17 protein-coding genes and 1 pseudogene are annotated in these 18,812 nt (G+C 64.3%); 15 read left to right on the top strand and 3 right to left on the bottom strand.

Translation table 11 applies throughout. From position 1 onward, the window contains the following. Positions 1-52: 52 nt before the first annotated feature. Positions 53-865 (bottom strand): DNA-binding transcriptional regulator, encoded by an 813-nt coding sequence (locus RRF55_RS18060; RefSeq protein WP_048974560.1) that lies wholly within the window; start codon positions 863-865, stop codon positions 53-55. A 177-nt stretch (positions 866-1,042) separates the two neighbouring features. Between RRF55_RS18060 and RRF55_RS18055 the strand changes: the two genes are divergently transcribed. From RRF55_RS18055 to RRF55_RS18020, 8 genes are all read left to right on the top strand, one after another. Then, positions 1,043-2,707, top strand: coding sequence for a bifunctional 3-(3-hydroxy-phenyl)propionate/3-hydroxycinnamic acid hydroxylase (locus RRF55_RS18055; protein WP_048974559.1), 1,665 nt, complete (start codon positions 1,043-1,045; stop codon positions 2,705-2,707). A 1-nt stretch (position 2,708) separates the two neighbouring features. Further along, positions 2,709-3,653 (top strand): 2,3-dihydroxyphenylpropionate/2,3-dihydroxicinnamic acid 1,2-dioxygenase, encoded by a 945-nt coding sequence (mhpB, locus tag RRF55_RS18050; protein ID WP_004151838.1) that lies wholly within the window; start codon positions 2,709-2,711, stop codon positions 3,651-3,653. Positions 3,654-3,670: 17 nt separating this feature from the next. Then, complete coding sequence (gene mhpC, locus RRF55_RS18045; RefSeq protein WP_046881214.1) at positions 3,671-4,537, top strand: 2-hydroxy-6-oxonona-2,4-dienedioate hydrolase; 867 nt, start codon at positions 3,671-3,673, stop codon at positions 4,535-4,537. A gap of 10 nt (positions 4,538-4,547) precedes the next feature. After that, positions 4,548-5,354 (top strand): 2-keto-4-pentenoate hydratase, encoded by an 807-nt coding sequence (gene mhpD, locus RRF55_RS18040; RefSeq protein ID WP_002908598.1) that lies wholly within the window; start codon positions 4,548-4,550, stop codon positions 5,352-5,354. Next, positions 5,347-6,297 (top strand): acetaldehyde dehydrogenase, encoded by a 951-nt coding sequence (gene mhpF, locus RRF55_RS18035; RefSeq protein WP_014343168.1) that lies wholly within the window; start codon positions 5,347-5,349, stop codon positions 6,295-6,297. The genes mhpD and mhpF overlap by 8 nt, the downstream gene beginning before the upstream one ends. Further along, positions 6,294-7,310 (top strand): 4-hydroxy-2-oxovalerate aldolase, encoded by a 1,017-nt coding sequence (gene mhpE, locus RRF55_RS18030; protein ID WP_004180340.1) that lies wholly within the window; start codon positions 6,294-6,296, stop codon positions 7,308-7,310. The genes mhpF and mhpE overlap by 4 nt, the downstream gene beginning before the upstream one ends. Positions 7,311-7,385: 75 nt before the next feature. Further along, a complete protein-coding gene (gene mhpT, locus RRF55_RS18025; RefSeq protein WP_004148691.1) occupies positions 7,386-8,582 on the top strand; it encodes a 3-(3-hydroxy-phenyl)propionate transporter MhpT in 1,197 nt (398 codons plus the stop codon). A 102-nt stretch (positions 8,583-8,684) separates the two neighbouring features. Beyond that, positions 8,685-9,410, top strand: coding sequence for a polyphenol oxidase family protein (locus RRF55_RS18020; protein WP_032438297.1), 726 nt, complete (start codon positions 8,685-8,687; stop codon positions 9,408-9,410). A gap of 12 nt (positions 9,411-9,422) precedes the next feature. Here the strand turns inward: RRF55_RS18020 and RRF55_RS18015 are convergent, their stop codons facing one another. Both RRF55_RS18015 and RRF55_RS18010 read right to left on the bottom strand, forming a co-directional pair. Then, entirely contained in the window at positions 9,423-11,003 is a 1,581-nt protein-coding gene (locus tag RRF55_RS18015) for a rhodanese homology domain-containing protein (protein ID WP_032438299.1), read from the bottom strand. A 5-nt stretch (positions 11,004-11,008) separates the two neighbouring features. Next, positions 11,009-11,611 carry a cysteine dioxygenase gene (locus RRF55_RS18010; RefSeq protein ID WP_002908526.1) on the bottom strand — a complete coding sequence of 201 codons (603 nt, stop codon included), beginning with the start codon at positions 11,609-11,611 and terminating at the stop codon, positions 11,009-11,011. 106 nt (positions 11,612-11,717) lie between these two features. Between RRF55_RS18010 and RRF55_RS18005 the strand changes: the two genes are divergently transcribed. From RRF55_RS18005 to RRF55_RS17975, 7 genes and pseudogenes are all read left to right on the top strand, one after another. Then, on the top strand, positions 11,718-12,611 hold the full coding sequence (locus tag RRF55_RS18005) for a LysR family transcriptional regulator (RefSeq protein ID WP_117098820.1): 894 nt from the start codon (positions 11,718-11,720) through the stop codon (positions 12,609-12,611). A 144-nt stretch (positions 12,612-12,755) separates the two neighbouring features. Then, positions 12,756-13,851, top strand: a pseudogene (locus RRF55_RS18000) (LLM class flavin-dependent oxidoreductase). Then, positions 13,838-14,989, top strand: coding sequence for an acyl-CoA dehydrogenase family protein (locus RRF55_RS17995; RefSeq protein WP_032415106.1), 1,152 nt, complete (start codon positions 13,838-13,840; stop codon positions 14,987-14,989). The pseudogene RRF55_RS18000 and the gene RRF55_RS17995 overlap by 14 nt, the downstream one beginning before the upstream one ends. Before the next feature lie 5 nt (positions 14,990-14,994). Continuing rightward, entirely contained in the window at positions 14,995-15,957 is a 963-nt protein-coding gene (locus RRF55_RS17990; RefSeq protein ID WP_032415105.1) for an ABC transporter substrate-binding protein, read from the top strand. Beyond that, positions 15,954-16,991 carry an ABC transporter substrate-binding protein gene (locus RRF55_RS17985; RefSeq protein ID WP_023282699.1) on the top strand — a complete coding sequence of 346 codons (1,038 nt, stop codon included), beginning with the start codon at positions 15,954-15,956 and terminating at the stop codon, positions 16,989-16,991. The genes RRF55_RS17990 and RRF55_RS17985 overlap by 4 nt, the downstream gene beginning before the upstream one ends. Next, positions 16,972-17,967 carry an ABC transporter permease gene (locus RRF55_RS17980; protein WP_016532314.1) on the top strand — a complete coding sequence of 332 codons (996 nt, stop codon included), beginning with the start codon at positions 16,972-16,974 and terminating at the stop codon, positions 17,965-17,967. The genes RRF55_RS17985 and RRF55_RS17980 overlap by 20 nt, the downstream gene beginning before the upstream one ends. Next, positions 17,961-18,734, top strand: coding sequence for an ABC transporter ATP-binding protein (locus RRF55_RS17975; RefSeq protein ID WP_002908439.1), 774 nt, complete (start codon positions 17,961-17,963; stop codon positions 18,732-18,734). The genes RRF55_RS17980 and RRF55_RS17975 overlap by 7 nt, the downstream gene beginning before the upstream one ends. The last annotated feature ends 78 nt before the right edge of the window (positions 18,735-18,812 follow it).

The following is an 18,812-nucleotide window of genomic DNA, read 5'->3' as shown; positions in this document are numbered from 1 at the left end:
ATTATATAACGAAGCCGGGCGCAATGGTTGATCGCATTTATCCTCATCACGATCAGGGCTTTTCGTACCACACTTCTTCATCCTCCATGCGGGCTTCTATCTGCCTCGCCACCCTCTGCAGCGCAGGGAGATGCTTCTGCGCCGCCTGCTCAATGGTCATTGCGCTGGCGATATAGACCAGGTTCAGGCAGCCGATAACCCGCTGCTGACTGCAGACCGGCACGGCGATCGAGGCGATTTTCTCCTCCTGCCGCCAGCCGCGGAAGTTTTCGCCATAGCCGTTCTGGCGGGTGCGGGCGAGGATCGCCGCCAGCCGTTCCGGTTCGCGGGCCAACTGATACTCAGCTTCCGGACGGGCGGCCAGCATGCTGACGATGGCGTCGCGTTCCGCGTCGGGGGCAAAGGCCAGCCACGTCAGTCCGGAGGCGGTGAGCAGCAGCGGCAGCCGCCGTCCGACCATCGCGCGGTGAAACGACAGTCGGCTGAAGCGGTGGGTAGTCTCGCGCACCACCATGGCGTCGACGTCGAGGGTGGTGATGTCCGTTGGCCACTGCACCTCGCGCAGCAGCTCGCCGAGCAGCGGCGTGGCGAGGGCAGAAATCCAATGTTCGTCACGAAATCCATCGCTCAGTTGGCGGACGTTAATGGTCAACCGGAAGCTGTCATCGGAGCGGCTGCGGCGGACAAAACCCTCCTCCTGTAGCGTCTCCAGCAGCCGGCGCACGGTGGTGCGATGCAGGCCGCTAAACTCCGCCAGCAGGCCCGGCGTCGCGCCGCCGTCGAATTTATTTAACAATTTTAATAACAATAAACCCCGGCTTAATCCGCGCACCGTTTTGTACGCTGCGGACTCATCGTCACGCATAAATCCTCCATTAAAATGCTTTAAAAACAGCGTTGTGCACCTGGTGCACATTCGATGATGTTTTGATTGTAGCCGAAAACCCCCGCCCTATACTCAGCCCATTATAAAAATACGTTTACACATGATTAACAAATTGCCTGTCAGCCGGGCAGTTTCCGAGTCGTGAGGTCGCTGAGAATGACAACATCTACACCCGATATTCAACCCGCCGTGCAGCATACCGCTCAGGTCGCCATCGTTGGCGCCGGTCCGGTTGGTCTGATGATGGCCAACTACCTTGGCCAGATGGGCATCAGCGTGCTGGTGGTGGAAAAGCTCGCCACACTGATCGATTACCCGCGGGCCATCGGCATTGACGATGAATCCCTGCGGGCGATGCAGGCGGTGGGGCTGGTGAATGACGTGCTGCCGCATACCACGCCGTGGCACGCCATGCGTTTTCTCACCCCAAAAGGCCGCTGCTTTGCCGATATCCAGCCGATGACCGATGAGTTTGGCTGGTCGCGGCGCAACGCCTTCATTCAGCCGCAGGTCGATGCGGTGATGTATCACGGTCTGCAGCGTTTCCCGCAGGTCCGCTGCCTCTTCTCCCGCGAAGTGGAAGCCTTTAGCCAGACCGGTGACGGTGTCACGTTAAATCTTAAAGGACCGGACGGCGAGCGGGAGACGGTGCGCGCGGACTGGCTGGTGGCCTGCGACGGCGGCGCCAGCTTTATTCGCCGTACGCTGAACATCCCCTTCGAAGGTAAAACCGCGCCGAATCAGTGGATCGTCATCGATATCGCTAACGACCCGCTGGCCACCCCGCACGTTTACCTGTGCTGCGACCCGGTGCGACCCTACGTTTCCGCCGCGCTGCCCCACGGCGTGCGCCGCTTTGAATTTATGGTGATGCCCGGCGAAACCGAAGCTCAGCTCAGCGAACCGCACAATATGCGCCGCCTGCTGAGCAAAGTGCTGCCGGACCCGGATCGCGTCGAGCTGATCCGCCAGCGGGTCTATACGCATAACGCCCGCCTTGCCGAGCGCTTTCGCATCGACCGCGTGCTGCTGGCCGGCGATGCGGCGCACATCATGCCGGTCTGGCAGGGGCAGGGATATAACAGCGGCATGCGCGACGCCTTCAACCTGGCGTGGAAGCTGGCGCTGGTGGTCAATGGCAAAGCGGGAGAGACGCTGCTCGACAGCTACCAGCAGGAGCGCCGCGACCACGCGAAAGCGATGATTGACCTGTCGGTTACCGCCGGCCATGTGCTGGCCCCGCCGAAGCGCTGGCAGGGGGCCGCGCGCGACGGCCTCTCCTGGCTGCTGAACTACCTGCCGCCGGTGAAGCGCTACTTCCTCGAAATGCGCTTTAAGCCGATGCCGCAATACCGCGAGGGGGCGCTGCTGACCGACGGCGCCAGCAAAACCTCGCCGGTGGGCAAAATGTTTATTCAACCGCAGGTGACGCTGGAGAGCGGCGAGAGCGTGCTGCTCGACGACGTCATCGGCGCGAATTTCGCCATTATCGGCTGGGGCTGCAACCCGCAGTGGGGGCTCGACGCCGGGCAGATCGCCCGCTGGCGCGCGATTGGCGTGCGCTTTATCCAGGTGGTGCCCGAGGTGCAGATCCATCGCGAGCAGGATAACGCCCCCGGCACGCTGCGGGTGGGCGACAGGCAAAATCGCCTGAAGAGCTGGTTTGCTCAGCATAACACCGCCATCGCCGTGGTCAGACCGGACCGCTTTGTCGCCGCTCTCGCCATCCCGCAGACCCTCGGCGCGCAGCTGACCGCTCTGGCGGAAAAAATGGCCCTCGCAACCGGGGATACCGCCCACGCTGAAGAGAAGGTGGCCTGATATGCATGCCTATTTGCACTGTCTCTCCCACACCCCGCTGGTGGGATTCGTGGACCCGGAGCAGGCGGTCCTCGATGAAGTGAACGGGGTGATTGCCGACGCCCGGCGGCGGATCGCTGAATTCGATCCAGAGCTGGTGGTGCTCTTCGCCCCCGATCACTACAACGGTTTTTTCTATGACGTGATGCCGCCGTTCTGCCTCGGGGTCGGCGCCACCGCGATTGGCGACTTCGCCAGCGCCGCCGGCGACCTGCCGGTGCCCGCCGAGCTGGCGGAAGCCTGCGCCCACGCCATCCTCAACAGCGGTATCGACCTGGCGGTGTCGTACAACATGCAGGTGGACCATGGCTTCGCCCAGCCGCTGGAGTTTCTGCTGGGTGGCCTGGACAGCGTGCCGGTGCTGCCGGTGTTTATTAACGGCGTCGCCGCGCCGCTGCCGGGTTTTCAACGCACCCGGCTGCTGGGCGAGGCGATGGGCCGCTTTCTCAATACCCTCAATAAGCGGGTGCTGATCCTCGGCTCGGGCGGACTCTCGCACCAGCCGCCGGTGCCGGAGCTGGCGAAGGCCGACGCCCATCTGCGCGATCGCCTGCTCGGCGGCGGAAAACAGCTGCCGCCGGACGAACGCGAACGGCGCCAACAGCGGGTGATCAATGCCGCCCGACGGTTTACCGAAGACCCCCACTCGCTCCATCCCCTCAACCCGGTCTGGGACAACCGCTTTATGAGCCTGCTGGAGCAGGGGCGGCTGAGCGAACTGGACGCGATCGGCAATGACGAGCTGTCGGCGATGGCCGGCAAATCGACGCACGAAATTAAGACCTGGGTGGCCGCTTTTGCCGCGCTATCCGCTTTTGGCCGCTGGCGCAGTGAAGGCCGCTATTACCGGCCGATCCCCGAGTGGATCGCCGGATTCGGCTCGCTGAGCGCCACCACCGAGATTTGATTAACCGGGAGACTAACATGAGCTATCAACCGCAAACTGAAGCCGCCACCAGCCGATTCCTCAATGTCGACGAGGGGGGCCGCACGCTGCGTATCCATATCAATGACTGCGGCGACGGGAAAGAGACCGTGGTCATGCTGCACGGCTCCGGGCCGGGGGCCACCGGCTGGGCCAACTTCAGCCGCAATATTGACCCGCTGGTCGAGGCGGGCTATCGCGTGCTGCTCCTCGACTGTCCGGGGTGGGGCAAAAGCGATGCTATCGTCAACAGCGGCTCGCGTTCGGACCTCAACGCCCGCATTCTGAAAAGCGTGGTCGATCAGCTGGGGATCGATAAAGTCCATCTGCTGGGCAACTCGATGGGCGGCCATAGCGCGGTGGCCTTCACCCTGAGCTGGCCGGAGCGGGTGGCTAAGCTGGTGCTGATGGGCGGGGGGACCGGCGGCATGAGCCTGTTCACGCCGATGCCGACCGAGGGCATCAAGTTGCTGAACGCCCTGTACCGCGAGCCGACCATTGAAAACCTCAAAAAGATGATGAGCATCTTCGTCTTCGACACCCGCGACCTCACCGAGGCGCTGTTCGAGGCGCGTCTCAACAATATGCTGTCGCGTCGCGATCATCTGGACAACTTCGTCAAAAGCCTCGAAGCCAACCCGAAGCAGTTTCCTGACTTTGGCCCGCGGCTGGGCGAAATCACCGCGCCAACCCTGATCGTCTGGGGACGCAATGACCGCTTCGTGCCGATGGACGCCGGGTTGCGCCTGCTCGCCGGGATCGCCGGTTCGGAACTGCATATTTACCGCGACTGCGGCCACTGGGCGCAGTGGGAACATGCCGACAGTTTTAATCAGCTGGTGCTCAATTTCCTCGCACGGGCTTAAGGAGTAAATGATGACTTTTTCTCTTGACGCGCTGGCCCGGCAGCTCCGCGACGCGGAACAGAGCGGCCAGGCGATCGCCCCGCTGCGCGATATTCTCGGCGTCGACAATGCCGACGCCGCCTATGCCATCCAGCGTCTGAACGTCCAGCACCACGTGGCCCATGGCCGGCGGGTGGTGGGCCGCAAAGTGGGCCTGACCCATCCCAAAGTGCAGCAGCAGCTGGGCGTCAATCAGCCGGACTTCGGCACCCTGTTTGCCGACATGTGCTACGGCGACAACGCCGAGGTGCCGTTTGGCCGCGTGCTGCAGCCCAAGGTGGAGGCCGAGATCGCCCTGGTGCTGAAGCAGGATCTGCCGCATGCCGATACCACTTTTGATGAACTGTATAACGCCATCGAATGGGTATTGCCGGCGCTGGAGGTGGTGGGCAGCCGGATTCGCGACTGGTCAATCGGCTTTGTCGACACCGTCGCCGATAACGCCTCCTGCGGCCTGTACGTCATTGGCGGCCCGGCGCAGCGTCCGGCGGGACTGGATCTGAAGCAGTGCGCCATGCACATGACCCGCAACCAGGAGCTGGTCTCCAGCGGCCGCGGCAGCGAGTGTTTGGGGCATCCGCTGAACGCCGCAGTCTGGCTGGCGCGCAAGCTGGCGAGTCTCGGCGAACCGCTGCGGGCGGGGGATATCGTGCTGACCGGGGCGTTAGGCCCGATGGTGACGATTAACGAGGGGGACAGCTTTGTCGCCCATATCGAAGGTATTGGCTCAGTCGCGGCACGCTTCGTTGCCGCCGGAGAAGGAGATCGTGATGCGTAAACGTAAAGTCGCCATTATCGGCTCCGGGAATATCGGCACCGATTTAATGATTAAAATCCTGCGCCACGGCCAGCATCTGGAGATGGCGGTGATGGTCGGCATCGACCCGCAGTCGGATGGCCTGGCCCGCGCCCGGCGCCTGGGCGTTGCGACCACTCACGAAGGGGTGGGCGGCCTGATGCAGATGGCGGAATTTGCCGACATCGATTTTGTTTTTGACGCCACCAGCGCCGGGGCGCACATCAAAAACGATGCCGCGCTGCGCGAAGCGAAGCCGGGGATCCGCGTTATCGACCTGACGCCGGCGGCGATTGGCCCGTACTGCGTACCGGTGGTCAACCTCGCGGACAATCTCCATCAGGGCAACGTCAATATGGTGACCTGCGGCGGGCAAGCGACCATCCCGATGATCGCCGCGGTCTCGCGAGTGGCGAAGGTGCATTACGCGGAGATTGTGGCCTCGATCGCCAGTCAATCCGCCGGGCCGGGCACGCGGGCCAATATTGACGAATTCACCGAAACCACCTCGCAGGCGATTGAAAAAGTCGGCGGGGCGGGCAAGGGCAAAGCGATTATTGTACTGAACCCTGCGGAGCCGCCGCTGATGATGCGCGATACCGTCTACGTCCTGAGCGAGCTGGCGTCGCAGGAGGCCATTGCCGCCTCGATCGTCGAAATGGCGGCGGCAGTGCAGGCTTACGTCCCAGGCTACCGGCTGAAGCAGCAGGTGCAGTTTGAGGTTATCCCCGAGGACAGGCCGGTCAACCTGCCCGGCGTCGGCTGTTTTTCCGGCCTGAAAACCGCGGTGTACCTCGAAGTGGAAGGGGCGGCGCACTATCTGCCAGCGTACGCGGGCAACCTCGATATTATGACCTCGGCGGCGCTGGCGACGGCGGAGCAAATGGCCGGGGCAATGCACAGCGCGGCGGGAGCGACAGCATGAACGGTAAAAAACTTTATATCTCGGACGTGACGCTGCGCGATGGTATGCACGCCATTCGTCACCAGTATTCCCTGGCGCAGGTGCAGCAGATCGCCAGCGCGCTGGATAAGGCCGGGGTCGACTCCATCGAAGTGGCCCATGGCGATGGCCTGCAGGGATCCAGCTTCAACTATGGCTTTGGCGCCCACAGCGACATCGCCTGGATTGAAGCGGCAGCGGATGTCGTGAGCCAGGCGAAAATCGCCACCTTACTGCTGCCGGGCATCGGCACGCTGCACGATCTGAAAGCAGCGTATCAGGCCGGGGCGCGGGTGGTGCGGGTCGCCACCCACTGCAGCGAAGCGGACGTCGCCGCGCAGCATATTGCCTTTGCCCGCGAGCTGGGGATGGACACCGTCGGTTTTCTGATGATGAGCCATATGATCTCCCCGCAGGCGCTGGCGCAGCAGGCGCTGAAGATGGAATCTTATGGCGCGACCTGTATCTATGTGGTGGATTCCGGCGGGGCGATGAACATGAACGACATTCGCGACCGCTTCCGCGCCCTGAAGGCGGTGCTGAAGCCGGAGACCGCCACCGGGATGCATGCCCATCATAATCTGAGCCTCGGGGTGGCGAACTCGATCGTCGCGGTGGAAGAGGGGTGCGATCGCATTGACGCCAGCCTGGCCGGGATGGGGGCGGGGGCGGGCAATGCGCCGCTGGAGGTGTTTATTGCCGCCGCCGACAAGCTCGGCTGGCAGCATGGCACCGATCTCTACGCCCTGATGAACGCGGCCGATGAGCTGGTGCGGCCGCTGCAGGATCGCCCGGTGCGTGTCGACCGCGAAACGCTGGCGCTGGGCTACGCCGGAGTCTACTCCAGCTTCCTGCGCCACAGCGAAGCGGCGGCCAAGCGCTATGGCCTCAGCGCGGTGGATATTCTCGTCGAGCTGGGCAAGCGGCGGATGGTCGGCGGCCAGGAGGATATGATCGTCGACGTCGCGCTGGATCTGCTTAACCGCAATAAATAACTAAGAACGTGCGGCTGACAAAGCATCAGCCGCCAGTCACCTGCTCCGTTTGTTCGGCTATCGCCAAGGTACCCTATGACCAAGATAACGACTGCAACCCCCTCGCGCCTGGTGGTCACCATCGGGCTCTGTTTTATGGTGGCCCTGATGGAAGGGCTGGATCTGCAGGCGGCGGGGATCGCCGCCGTCGGCATGGCGCAGGCCTTTGCGCTGGATAAAATGCAGATGGGCTGGATCTTCAGCGCCGGGATCCTCGGCCTGCTGCCCGGCGCGCTGGTGGGCGGCATGCTGGCGGACCGCCACGGGCGTAAGCGCATTCTGTTGGGGTCGGTGCTGCTGTTTGGCCTGTTCTCGCTGGCCACCGCGCTGGCATGGAGCTTCCCGACGCTGCTGCTGGCGCGCCTGCTCACCGGCGTCGGGCTCGGGGCGGCATTGCCGAACCTGATTGCCTTAACCTCGGAAGCCGCTGGCTCACGTTTCCGCGGCCGGGCGGTAAGCCTGATGTACTGCGGCGTACCCATTGGCGCCGCGCTGGCGGCAGCGCTGGGCTTTTCCGGTCTCGCCGCGGCCTGGCAGATTATTTTCTGGATTGGCGGCGTGGTCCCGCTGCTGCTGATCCCGTTGCTGATGCGCTGGCTGCCGGAGTCGCAGGCGTTTCAGCGCGCGGAGGCCAGCGTGCCGCTGCGCACCCTGTTTGCCCCGGGCCAGGCCGCCGCTACGCTGCTGTTGTGGCTGGGTTATTTTTTCACCCTGCTGGTGGTCTATATGCTGATCAACTGGCTGCCGATGCTGCTGGTGGGCCAGGGATTCCGCGCCAGCCAGGCGGCGGGGGTGATGTTCTCTCTGCAGATCGGCGCCGCCTGCGGCACGCTGCTGCTGGGGGCGCTAATGGATAAGCTCACCCCGCTGCGGATGTCGCTCCTGATCTACAGCGGCATTCTGGCGTCGCTGCTGGCGCTGGGCAGCGCGTCGTCGCTGACTGGCATGCTGCTGGCGGGGTTTGTCGCCGGGCTGTTCGCCACCGGCGGACAAAGTGTGCTTTACGCTCTGGCGCCGCTTTTTTATCCCGCGGCCATCCGCGCCACCGGGGTGGGCACCGCCGTGGCGGTGGGGCGTCTTGGGGCGATGAGCGGCCCGCTGCTGGCCGGCAAGATGCTGGCCCTCGGCACCGGCACCGTCGGGGTGATGGCGGCCTCGGCGCCGGGCATTGTGCTGGCCGGCGTGGCGGTGTTCTGGCTGATGCATCGCCAGCAGCGCGCGGCCATGGTCTGATATGCATCCGGCGGTCTGGTAAAAAAATGCCGGGCCGCCGCCTTGCCTGTCCGCGTCCCCTGGCCTAAGGTAAGACATCATTCCCTGACGCTTATCGTCCCTATGGCTTACACCTCCCGTTTGCTCAATGCGATCCCTGGCATCCGCCACGCTTTTCTTGATGTCCATGAAACCGCCGCCTTTCCCTATGCCGAGCTGGCTCCGGTGAAGCTGGTGCATGGTAATGAGGTTCATCATTATCAGCAGCCGCTGCCGACGCGCCCGCACGCCGACGCGGTGTTTACCGCGGTAGCCGGGCAAAAGGTGGGGGTGGTGACCGCCGACTGTGTGCCGCTGCTGATCGCCTCGCGCGACGGTCGCTACGTCTGCAGCGTGCATGCCGGCTGGCAGGGGCTGGTCAGCGGTATTGTCGACAACAGTCTGGCCTGTTTTCGCCAGCAGGGGGTGGCATTGGCCGATCTGGTCATCGCCGTGGGGCCGCATATTCACCCCTGCTGTTACGAAGTCTCCGCCGGATTCTATCAGCAACTGCTGGACCAGCCCGGCGGTGACCGGGTGGCCCGCCATCGCCAGCGGCTGTTCCATTCCCGTTCGGGCCCGGTCAGCGATCCGCTCAAAGCCGCCGCACGCGGCAGCGATAATCTGTGGTTTGATCTGCGCGCCTTTGCCGAAGCGATCTTCGCAGAGGCGGGGGTGGCGCCGGCGAGCGTTGAATGGCTGGGGAGTTGTACCTACTGCACCCCGCAGTCGCTGGGCTCCTACCGGCGCCGGACCCATTTTCCGGCGCCGAAGAGCTTTCAGTATTCGTGGATCATGCGCGAAGCCTGAGGCGGGCTCGCGCTAGAGCACCCGAAAACCGTGGGTGCCGTCGCGGGCCAGCTGATCCACCAGGCCATACTCCCACTCCAGATAGGCCTGCATGGCCTCGGCGGAATTATCGGTTCCTTCGTACGGACGACGATAGCGGTCACGGCGCTCGACGGCGAGGCCGCTGTCGCCATGCGCCAGCGGCAGACCGGCGGCGATCCACGCCAGCGTCCCGCCGGTAAGCAACTGCACCGGTTTACCGGTCAAGGCCGCCACCTCCGGCACCGCGTAGCGGGCCAGCAGACTGCTGCCGCAGGTCACCACGTAACGTTGGGCGGGAGGGATCACGTCCAGGGCCTGGCGCAGCTGCGAGCGCGTTAGCCACCACGCGCCGGGGATATGGCGAGCGACAAAGTTGGCGCTGGTGGTAAAATCGAGCACCACCGTACCGGGTTCTTCCAGCTGTTGCGCCAGCTGCGCCGGGCTTATCTCCTCCGCCTGCGGGCCGGGCGGCACCTCGGCGGCTGGCACCCCGCGTTCGCTCAACTGGCTGGTCGACAGCGCGCTCAGCCGCGCCGTCTCCCAGCCCATCTGCGCCAGCCACGAGCCGGTTATCGCCGCCCGGATGCCATCGTCATCCAGCAGCACAATGCGCGCACCTCGAACGCTGGCGAAGTGGTCGGTCTCCTGCACCAGCTGGCCGCCTGGCGCGCTCAGGCTGCCGGGATAGTGACCCGCCGCGTACTCTTCGGGGCTGCGGACATCAAACAGGAAGGTGGTGCGGTCGTTCTGCTGCAGCCAGCGTTGCAGCGTGGCCTCATCGATGACCGCCACCCCGGCCCGTTCGGCAAAATGCGCCACCTCAGCGGCCCGGGCGCCGGAGGCGCGGGCGGCGGGATCGTATTGCCGCTGTTGCTGGTGCGCCAGCGTCTGGCCGGCCAGCGTCCAGCCGATAGTGCCATTGCGCAGGGCATGGACCGGGTTTGGCACGCCGGCGTTGATCAGCGACTGGGTGCCGATGATGCTGCGGGTGCGTCCGGCGCAGTTGACGATAACCGGCGTCTGCGGGGAGGGCGTCAGGCTCTCTACCCGCAGGGCCAGCTCGCCGCCGGGCACGCTGATGCTGCCGGGGATGCTCATGGTCTGGTACTCATCGAAGCGCCGGGCGTCGACGATCACCACCTCCTGCCGGCTGTCGATGAGCGCCTGAACCTCCTGGGCGCTGAGCGACGGTGTGTGACGCACGCTTTCCACCAGCTCGCCAAAGGCTTTACTGGCGGAGTTGACGTCCTGAAACAGCTCGCCGCCGCTGCGGCGCCAGCCGGCGAGACCCTCGGCCAGCAGGGCCACATCCTGATAGCCCCAGGACCGCAGCCGTTCGACGGCGATCTCCGCCAGACCCTCGCCGTTGTCGTAGACGGTGAGCGGGGTGGTGAAGCGCGGTATCCGCCGGCGGACCTCGAGCTCCAGTTTGCTGAGCGGCAGATTGACGGCAAACAGCGGATGAGCGGTGGCGAAATCGGCCTCTTCACGGACGTCGATCAGCGCCAGTTCACGACGGTCGAGCAGCGCCTGGCGGATCCCGGCGGCCTGGCGATAAGCGTAGGTGGACATAGTGGTTATCCTTGATGTTCGCGGGAGGAATCCCAGATATTGGGTAAATGGCGGTTAGAGTAGCCGGAGATAAACGGTTTCTGCTGCCCTTCCGGGGTATACACGGCGCGCTTCACCGCGCCGATATTGCCGCCGTAGACATGAATGCTGATGGAGACGCGATCCGCCAGCGCATTGCTGACGCGATGAATATCGCCATCGTCAGCGGAGACTTTCTCCACCTGGCCTGCTTCCAGAAGCGTGGCGGCGCCCAGCGCGCGCGGTATGCCATCGGCATCCAGCTGGTAGCGCTGGTTTTCCTCCGCGCCGCGCAGCATCCCAATGGCCCCCCACACCCGGTGATCATGGATCGGCGTCGCTTGCCCCGGTCCCCAGACGAAGCTGACAATCGAGAAGCGCTCCCCGGAGTCGGCATGCAGCAGATACTGCTGATAATGGTGCGGATGCGGCAGGGTGTACTCTTCCGGCAGCCAGTCGTCGTAACGCACCAGCGCCGCCAGCCGCTGCGCCACGGCGTCAAGCAGCGGGGCGGTCTGGTGGTGTTCGCGGTGCAGGCGGTCTACCTCATGAATGAAATGGCGTAATTTTTCCAGTCGTGGTGCAGTCATGTGTGGTTCCTGTCAGAGGGACTGGTCAAAACGCTAACAGAGGCGTTAATATTATTTAAATGCAATTTACGCATATATTAATATGCAAATTTAACATAAGGATCCTATGCGCATTGACGATATCGACGCTTTGCTGGCCACGGTGCAGTTTTCCTCCCTCAATCAGGCCGCGGAATATCTGGGGATCACCCAGTCGGCCATCACCCGGCGCCTGCAGCGTCTGGAACAGGAGCTGAACGTCACGCTGTTAGTGCGCCAGACCCGCCCGCTGACCCTGACCGCCGCCGGACACCGGGTGTACGAGCAGTGTCTGAGCATTAAGCGTGAGACGAAAAAACTCTACAGCCTGTTGGATCCGGAAGGCGAGCCGCGCGGCGCGCTGCGTCTCGGCGTGCCACAGAGTCTCAGCGAGATTGCCCTGCCGGCGGCGCTGTCGGCGCTGAGCCAGCAGTTTCCCGGACTGTCGCCGCAGATCACCTGCGGCTGGAGCGGACAGCTGCAGCGCCGGCTGGAAAACGGCGAGCTGGACGGCATGCTGGCGATGGGGCCCGCCCAGCAAAGCTTCGCCGAGGGCTACAGCGGGCGCCTGCTATGTCCCCTGGAGGTGGTGCCGATCGTCGGCCGGCGTTTGAATTTGCGCGCGTCATCCCTGCGGGAGTGCGCCGAACGGGGCTGGATCCTTAACCCCGACGGCTGTGGCCTGCGCGCCGGGCTCATTCGCGAGCTGCAGAGCCAGGGATTGCGGTTGACGCTCAACGTCGAGAGCGCGGGCGCGCAGCTGCAGATAGCGCTGGTGGCGCAGGGGCTGGGGCTGGGTCTGGTGCCGAGGGCGGCGCTGGCCAGCAGCCCGTGGCGGGACGAGGTCGCGGTCCTCAGCCTCAGCGATTTTCAGCCTGCGGTCTCACTGTGGCTGATCCACGCCCAGTATCTGGCGAACCTGCAGCCGCCGCTGACCTTTTTTGCCAGCAAAGTGATGCAGCAGCTGACCGTATCCGACTGAAAGCAAAATGCATTTTTGTTTAATGCTAATTAAGCATATTAAGATATGATAAAAATGCATTTTGCTCATTAACACGCTCTGTATAGGGTAATGACCAGCGCCGCTGTCGCGGCCACTCCATTACCCTGACGCAAGGAGTTGTTCATGAGCATTCAGTTTCTCGGCATGATTGGCCACCGCCTCTCTTCCGAAACGATTGCCCCGGTGGGGCCGATCTTTGACCGCGACTATATCGTTCGCTTTGCGCAAACCCATGAAGCCGCCGGGTTTGATCGTCTGCTGGTCGGCCACTGGTCCGATCAACCCGACGGCTTTCTGGTGACGGCCCTGGCCGGACTGTCGACGCAGAAAATTCAGTACCTGCTGGCCCATCGTCCCGGTTTTGTTTCCCCAACCCTTGCCGCGCGCAAATTCGCTACCCTTGAGCACCTGCTGGGGGGCCGCTTGGCGGTGCATATCATCAGCGGCGGCAACGATGCCGAACAGCGCCGGGATGGCGACTATCTCGACCACGACCAGCGCTACGCCCGCACCGACGCCTTCCTCGACACCGTGCGCCAGGTGTGGACCAGCGAGCAGCCGGTGGATATTCACAACGATTTCTATCAGGCCGAGCAGGCCTGGTCCGCCATTCGCCCGCTGCAAAAGCCGCATCTTCCCATCTACTTCGGCGGCTCGTCGGAAGCGGCCATCACCGTCGCCGGCAAACATGCCGACGTCTTCGCGCTGTGGGGCGAGTCGCTGGCGCAAACCGGCGAGACCATCCAGCGGGTGCGCGCCGAAGCGGCGAAACACCAGCGTGATATCGGCTTCAGCGTCTCGTTCCGGCCGATTATCGCCGACAGCGAAGCCGAAGCCTGGGAGAAAGCCGAGCATATCCTGCACGTCGCCACCGAGCAGGCGGCGCAGCGCGGGGGCGGGTTCAAAGCCAAACCGGACAGCATCGGCGCCCAGCGGCTGCGGGCTACTGCGGCGCAGGGCAGAGTGGTGGACAAACGCCTGTGGACCGGCATCGCCCAGCTGGTGGGCGGCGGACATAACTCCACCGCGCTGGTGGGCACCCCGGAGCAGGTGGCGGATGCGCTGCTCGACTACTACGACCTCGGGGTGCGTAACTTCCTGATCCGCGGCTTCGATCCGCTGAACGACGCGGCCGACTATGGCCGGGCGCTGCTGCCGATCGCCCGGGAAAAAGCCGCGCGGCGTGCGGTGGCGGAGCGCGCATCGTGATCCATCCTGAGCGCGACGACTGGGCCCGGCAGCTGACGGCGCTTCGCCAGCAGATGGCGGAGCAGGCGGCCAGCCTTGACGCCAGCGGCGAGTTTCCCTGGCGTAATATCGACCATCTGCGTGCGGGGGGCTGGTTAAGTCTCGCCGTGCCGCCATCCTGCGGCGGCGCGGGCGCCAGTCTGGCCCAGCTGCAGCAGGTCATCGCCGCCATCGCCTGGGGAGAGCCGGCGACAGCGCTGATCGTCTGCATGCAGTATCTCCACCATTTGCGGCTGGCGGAAAACGACGCCTGGCACGCGCCGCTGCGCCAGCAGGTTTTTCACGATGCTGTCGAACACGGTGGCCTCATCAACAGCCTGCGCGTCGAGCCGGAGCTGGGCTCCCCGGCGCGGGGCGGCCTGCCGGACACCGTGGCGACCCGTCGCGCGGAGGGCTGGGACATCAGCGGCCATAAAATTTATACCACCGGCATTGAAGGGCTGCGCTGGCTGGCGGTGTGGGCCAGAAGCGATGATAACCCGCCGCTGGTGGGTACCTGGCTGGTGCCTGGCGACAGCCCGGGTATCACGGTGGTGAAGAGCTGGGATCACGCCGGGATGCGGGCCACCGGCAGCCATGAAGTTATTTTTAACCACGTGCGGGTGGCGGCAGAGCACGCGGTGGATGTCTGGCCGACCGATGCGCCACCCGCCGCCCAGGCCGAACCGTTTCGCCTGTTCGCCAACCGGCAGACGGCGCTGCTGGCGGCGATCTATGACAGCATTGCCCACGCCGCTTACGACTGGCTGGTGAGATGGCTGGCGGGGCGGGTGCCCGCCGGTCTCGGCCATCCGCTCTCTCGTCTGCCACGGGTGCAGGAGAAAGTCGGGCAGATCGCCGGGCTGCTGCTGGTCAACCGCAGCCTGCTGGAGCAGGCCGCCGCGCTGCGCTTTTCCGCCATCGAGGCCAATCTGGCGAAAGTCACCATCACCGACAACGCCATTCAGGCGGTGAATATCGCGCTCGAGCTGACCGGCAATCATGGTCTCAGCCGACAAAACCCGCTGGAACGCCACTACCGCAATGTGCTCTGCGGACGGGTACATACCCCACAGAGCGACAGCGCCTGGCTGGCAGCTGGCAACTTCGTCTTTCAATCACAAGGATAATCACGATGCGTCTATCATTTTCAGGCCGGGTGGCGGCCGCGCTGATGCTGCTGGCGCTGGGCGGCTACGCGACAGCGCAGGAGCGGCTTACCCTGCGTATCGCCGATCAAAAAGGCGGCATGCGTTCGCAGCTGGAGGCGGCCAACGCCCTGCAAAATCTCCCTTACGACATTAAGTGGGCCGAGTTCCCGGCCGCCGCGCCGCTGGCGGAAGCCCTCAACGCGGGCGCCGTGGACGCGGGGATCATCGGCGGTGCGCCGTTGCTCTTCGCCCTGGCCAACGGTGCGCCGGTCAAAGCTATTGCCGTGGATAAAAGCAACCCGGCGGGGACCGCGGTGCTGGTATCACCCGGCAGCACGTTAAAAAGCGGCGCTGATTTAAAAGGCAAACGCATCGCCACCGGTAAAGGGTCGATTGGTCATTTCGTGGCGCTGAAAGCGCTGGAGCAGGCGGGGATTTCACCGAAGGAGGTGCAGTGGGTGTTCCTCGGCCCGGTGGACGCCAAAGTGGCGTTGCTAAACGGTTCGGTGGATGCCTGGGCGACCTGGGAGCCCTACACCACCCAAATGGTGAAGACCAACGAGGGGCAGATCCTGATGAGCGGCAAAGGGCTGCTGCCGGGGAATACCTTCCTCGCGGCAACGGATTCCGCGCTTAACGATCCGCAAAAACGCGCCGCGCTGCAGGATTATCTCCAGCGCCTGGCCGGCGCCGAGCGCTGGGCCTACGCCAATCTCGACAGCTACGGCAAAACGTTGGGGGAGATCATCCGCTTCCCGGCGGAGATCGCCCGCGCGCAGTTTGCCAACCGCCAGTCGCAGTGGCAGCCGCTGGCCGAGGAAACAGTGGCCCAGCAGCAGGCAACGGCGGACTTTTATCTCGCCAACGGCCTGATCCGCACCCGGCTGGACGTGAAGCCGACCTTTGACCGCCGTTTTAGCGTGCCCGCCGCCGAGGTGACGCCATGACCAGAACCACTTTTTCCCGCCGCCGTTTTTTACAGCTCAGCGGCGGCCTGGCGCTGGCCGGGGTCTCTCTGCCGCTGTGGGCTCATGATATGGCGGACATGGCCGGCGGCGATGCCCATCCGGCGCTGCGCCTGCCAGAGCCCTACAAGATCAAGCTGGCGATCAACAAAAGCGCGGTATGCCTCGCGCCGGTCGCCGTCGCCGAGCAGCAGAAGATATTCAGTAAATACAACCTCGACGTTGAGTTTGTTAACTTCGGCAGCTCCACCGATGTGCTGCTGGAGGCGATCGCCACCGGTAAGGCCGACGCCGGGGTGGGGATGGCGCTGCGCTGGCTGAAGGCGCTGGAGCAGGGCTTTGACGTCAAGCTCACCGCCGGGACCCACGGCGGCTGTCTGAACCTGCTGACGGCTAAAGACTCGCCGTTCGGCGGCCTCGAGAGCCTGAAGGGTCAAACCATCGGCGTCACCGACATGGCCGGACCGGATAAAAACTTCTTCGCCATTCTGCTTAAGCGCCACGGTATCGACCCGATCAGCGACGTGCAGTGGAAAGTCTACCCGGCGGATCTGCTCAGCGTGGCGCTGGACAAGCGCGAAATCGCCGCCATCAGCGGCAGCGAGCCGTTCAGCTATCGTCTGCTGGAGACCGGTAAGTATCAGCTGATCGCCAGCAATATGACCGGGGATTATGCCAACCTCAGCTGCTGCGTGCTGGGGGTGAGCGGGAGCCTGGCGCGGGACCATAAACCGGCCGCCGCGGCGCTCACCCAGGCGATCCTTGAGGCGCACAGCTATGCCGCTGCGCATCCGGAAAGCGTGGCGCAATCCTTCCTCGCCCATGCCCTGAATACCAGTGAAGCGGAGGTGAGCGGCATCCTCCACGGGCAGGGCCACGGCCATCACGCGGTGGGCGAAGCGTTCGTGAAAGAGCTGACGCAGTATGCGGTCGACCTGCAGCGGGTGCAGGTGATCAAGCCGGGTACCGATCCCCATCAGTTCGCGGAGAGTATCTATGCCAACGTATTCGCCTGAGCAGGCTCTGGCGCGCCCCACCGGCCGCGCGCCGCTGTGGGGAGAAGGGCTGCTGGCCGCCACGCTGTGGCTGCTGGGCGGTCTGTTTACTCTGACCTGGCCCGACGCCGGGCGGCGCTGGCCGTTTAGCGAAGGCTGGGCGCTGGCGCAATTCACCCTCGGCGGCGGCTTGCTGCTGCTGGCGCTGAGCTATCGCTACTGGCGGGCGCGCGGCGCGCGTGTGCTGCATGCCGGCAAGTGGCTGGCGCTGCTGCCGGTGCTGTTTGCTGTCTGGGAAGGGCTGACCGCCAAAACTGCCGTGTTGCCGGTACCATTCTTCGCGCCGCCGCAGGCGCTGATCGAGGTGCTGCACGACGACTGGCCGCGCCTGCTCGACAGCCTGCTGCACTCCCTGGGGCTGCTGGGGCTCGGTGTGCTGCTGGGTACCAGCAGCGGGTTCATCACCGGTCTGGCCATCGGCTGGTCGCAACGGATTGGCTACTGGGTGCATCCGGTGTTACGTCTGCTGGGGCCGGTGCCCTCCACCGCGCTACTGCCGCTGTGCCTGTTTATTTTTCCCTCGAGCTTCGGCGCCAGCGTGTTTTTGATCGCGCTGAGCACCTGGTTCCCGGTCACGGTGCTGACCTGGTCCGGAGTGATGGGCATTGATAAGGCGTGGTACGACGTGGCGCGGACCCTCGGCGCCAGCCAGCGTTTCCTGATCCTGCGGGTGGCGATCCCCGCCGCGTTGCCGAACGTCTTTGTCGGCCTGTTTATGGGGCTCGGCGCGTCGTTTTCGGTGCTGATTGTCGCCGAAATGGTCGGGGTGAAGTCGGGGATCGGCTTTTACCTCCAGTGGGCCCAGGGCTGGGCGGCCTATCCTAATATGTATGCCGCGCTGCTGGTGATGGCCTTGTTATGTTCCGGCCTGATAAGCGGATTATTTATGCTGCGTGACCGTCTGCTGAGCTGGCAGCGAGGAGGGATGCAATGGTAACCGAGACGATAGCGCGCGGCGCGGCGGTATCCATCAGCCATCTTCATCATGCGTTTACGCTTGGCAAACAGACGGTACCGGTGCTGGAGAATATTAGCCTGCAGCTGCGCCCGGGGGAAAGCGTGGCGCTGCTGGGCCCTTCCGGCTGCGGTAAATCAACCCTGCTGCGGCTGCTGGCGGGGCTGGAAGCGCCGCAGAGCGGACAGATGCAGATCGACGGCGCGGCGCTCGGCGCCCCGGGGCCGGAGCGAATTCTGGTGTTTCAGGATCCGACGCTCTATCCGTGGCTGACGGTGCGGCAGAACGTGCTGCTGGGCCCGCAGGCGCAGGGGAAAAAGGGGCTGGAGGCGAAGGCAGACGCGTTGATTGACCGCATCGGGCTGCAGGCCTTCAGCGAGGCGTGGCCGCGGCAGCTGTCCGGAGGGATGGCACAGCGTGCGGCGCTGGCGCGCGCCTTGTTGAACGAACCGCGTCTGCTGCTGCTCGACGAGCCGTTGGGCAAACTCGATTCGCTGACCCGCATCAGTATGCAGCGGGAGCTGATCGCCCTCTGGCAGCAGCAGGGGTATACCAGCCTGCTGGTGACCCACGATATCGAAGAGGCGCTGCTGCTGTGCGAGCGGGTGCTGGTGATGTCGCCGCGTCCAGGGCGGATTATCGCCGAGTTTGCGCTGCCGCTGGCTTTTCCCCGTCATCGCGATAACCCGCAGCTGCTGCAGCATCGTCAGGATATATTGCGCATCCTCGGCCAGGAGGCGGATTGGTAAGCTGAACGCATTCCCCGGTGGCGCTGCGACAAATGTCACGGAAACGTAGGCCGGCGCAAGCGCAGCGCCGCCCGGCAA

Origin of the sequence: Klebsiella sp. K47 (genome assembly GCF_051858335.1) — a bacterium.
Lineage (GTDB): Bacteria > Pseudomonadota > Gammaproteobacteria > Enterobacterales > Enterobacteriaceae > Klebsiella > Klebsiella pneumoniae.
The sequence above is the reverse complement of the archived record's forward strand: the minus strand, read 5'-3'. Positions and strand labels throughout refer to the sequence as shown.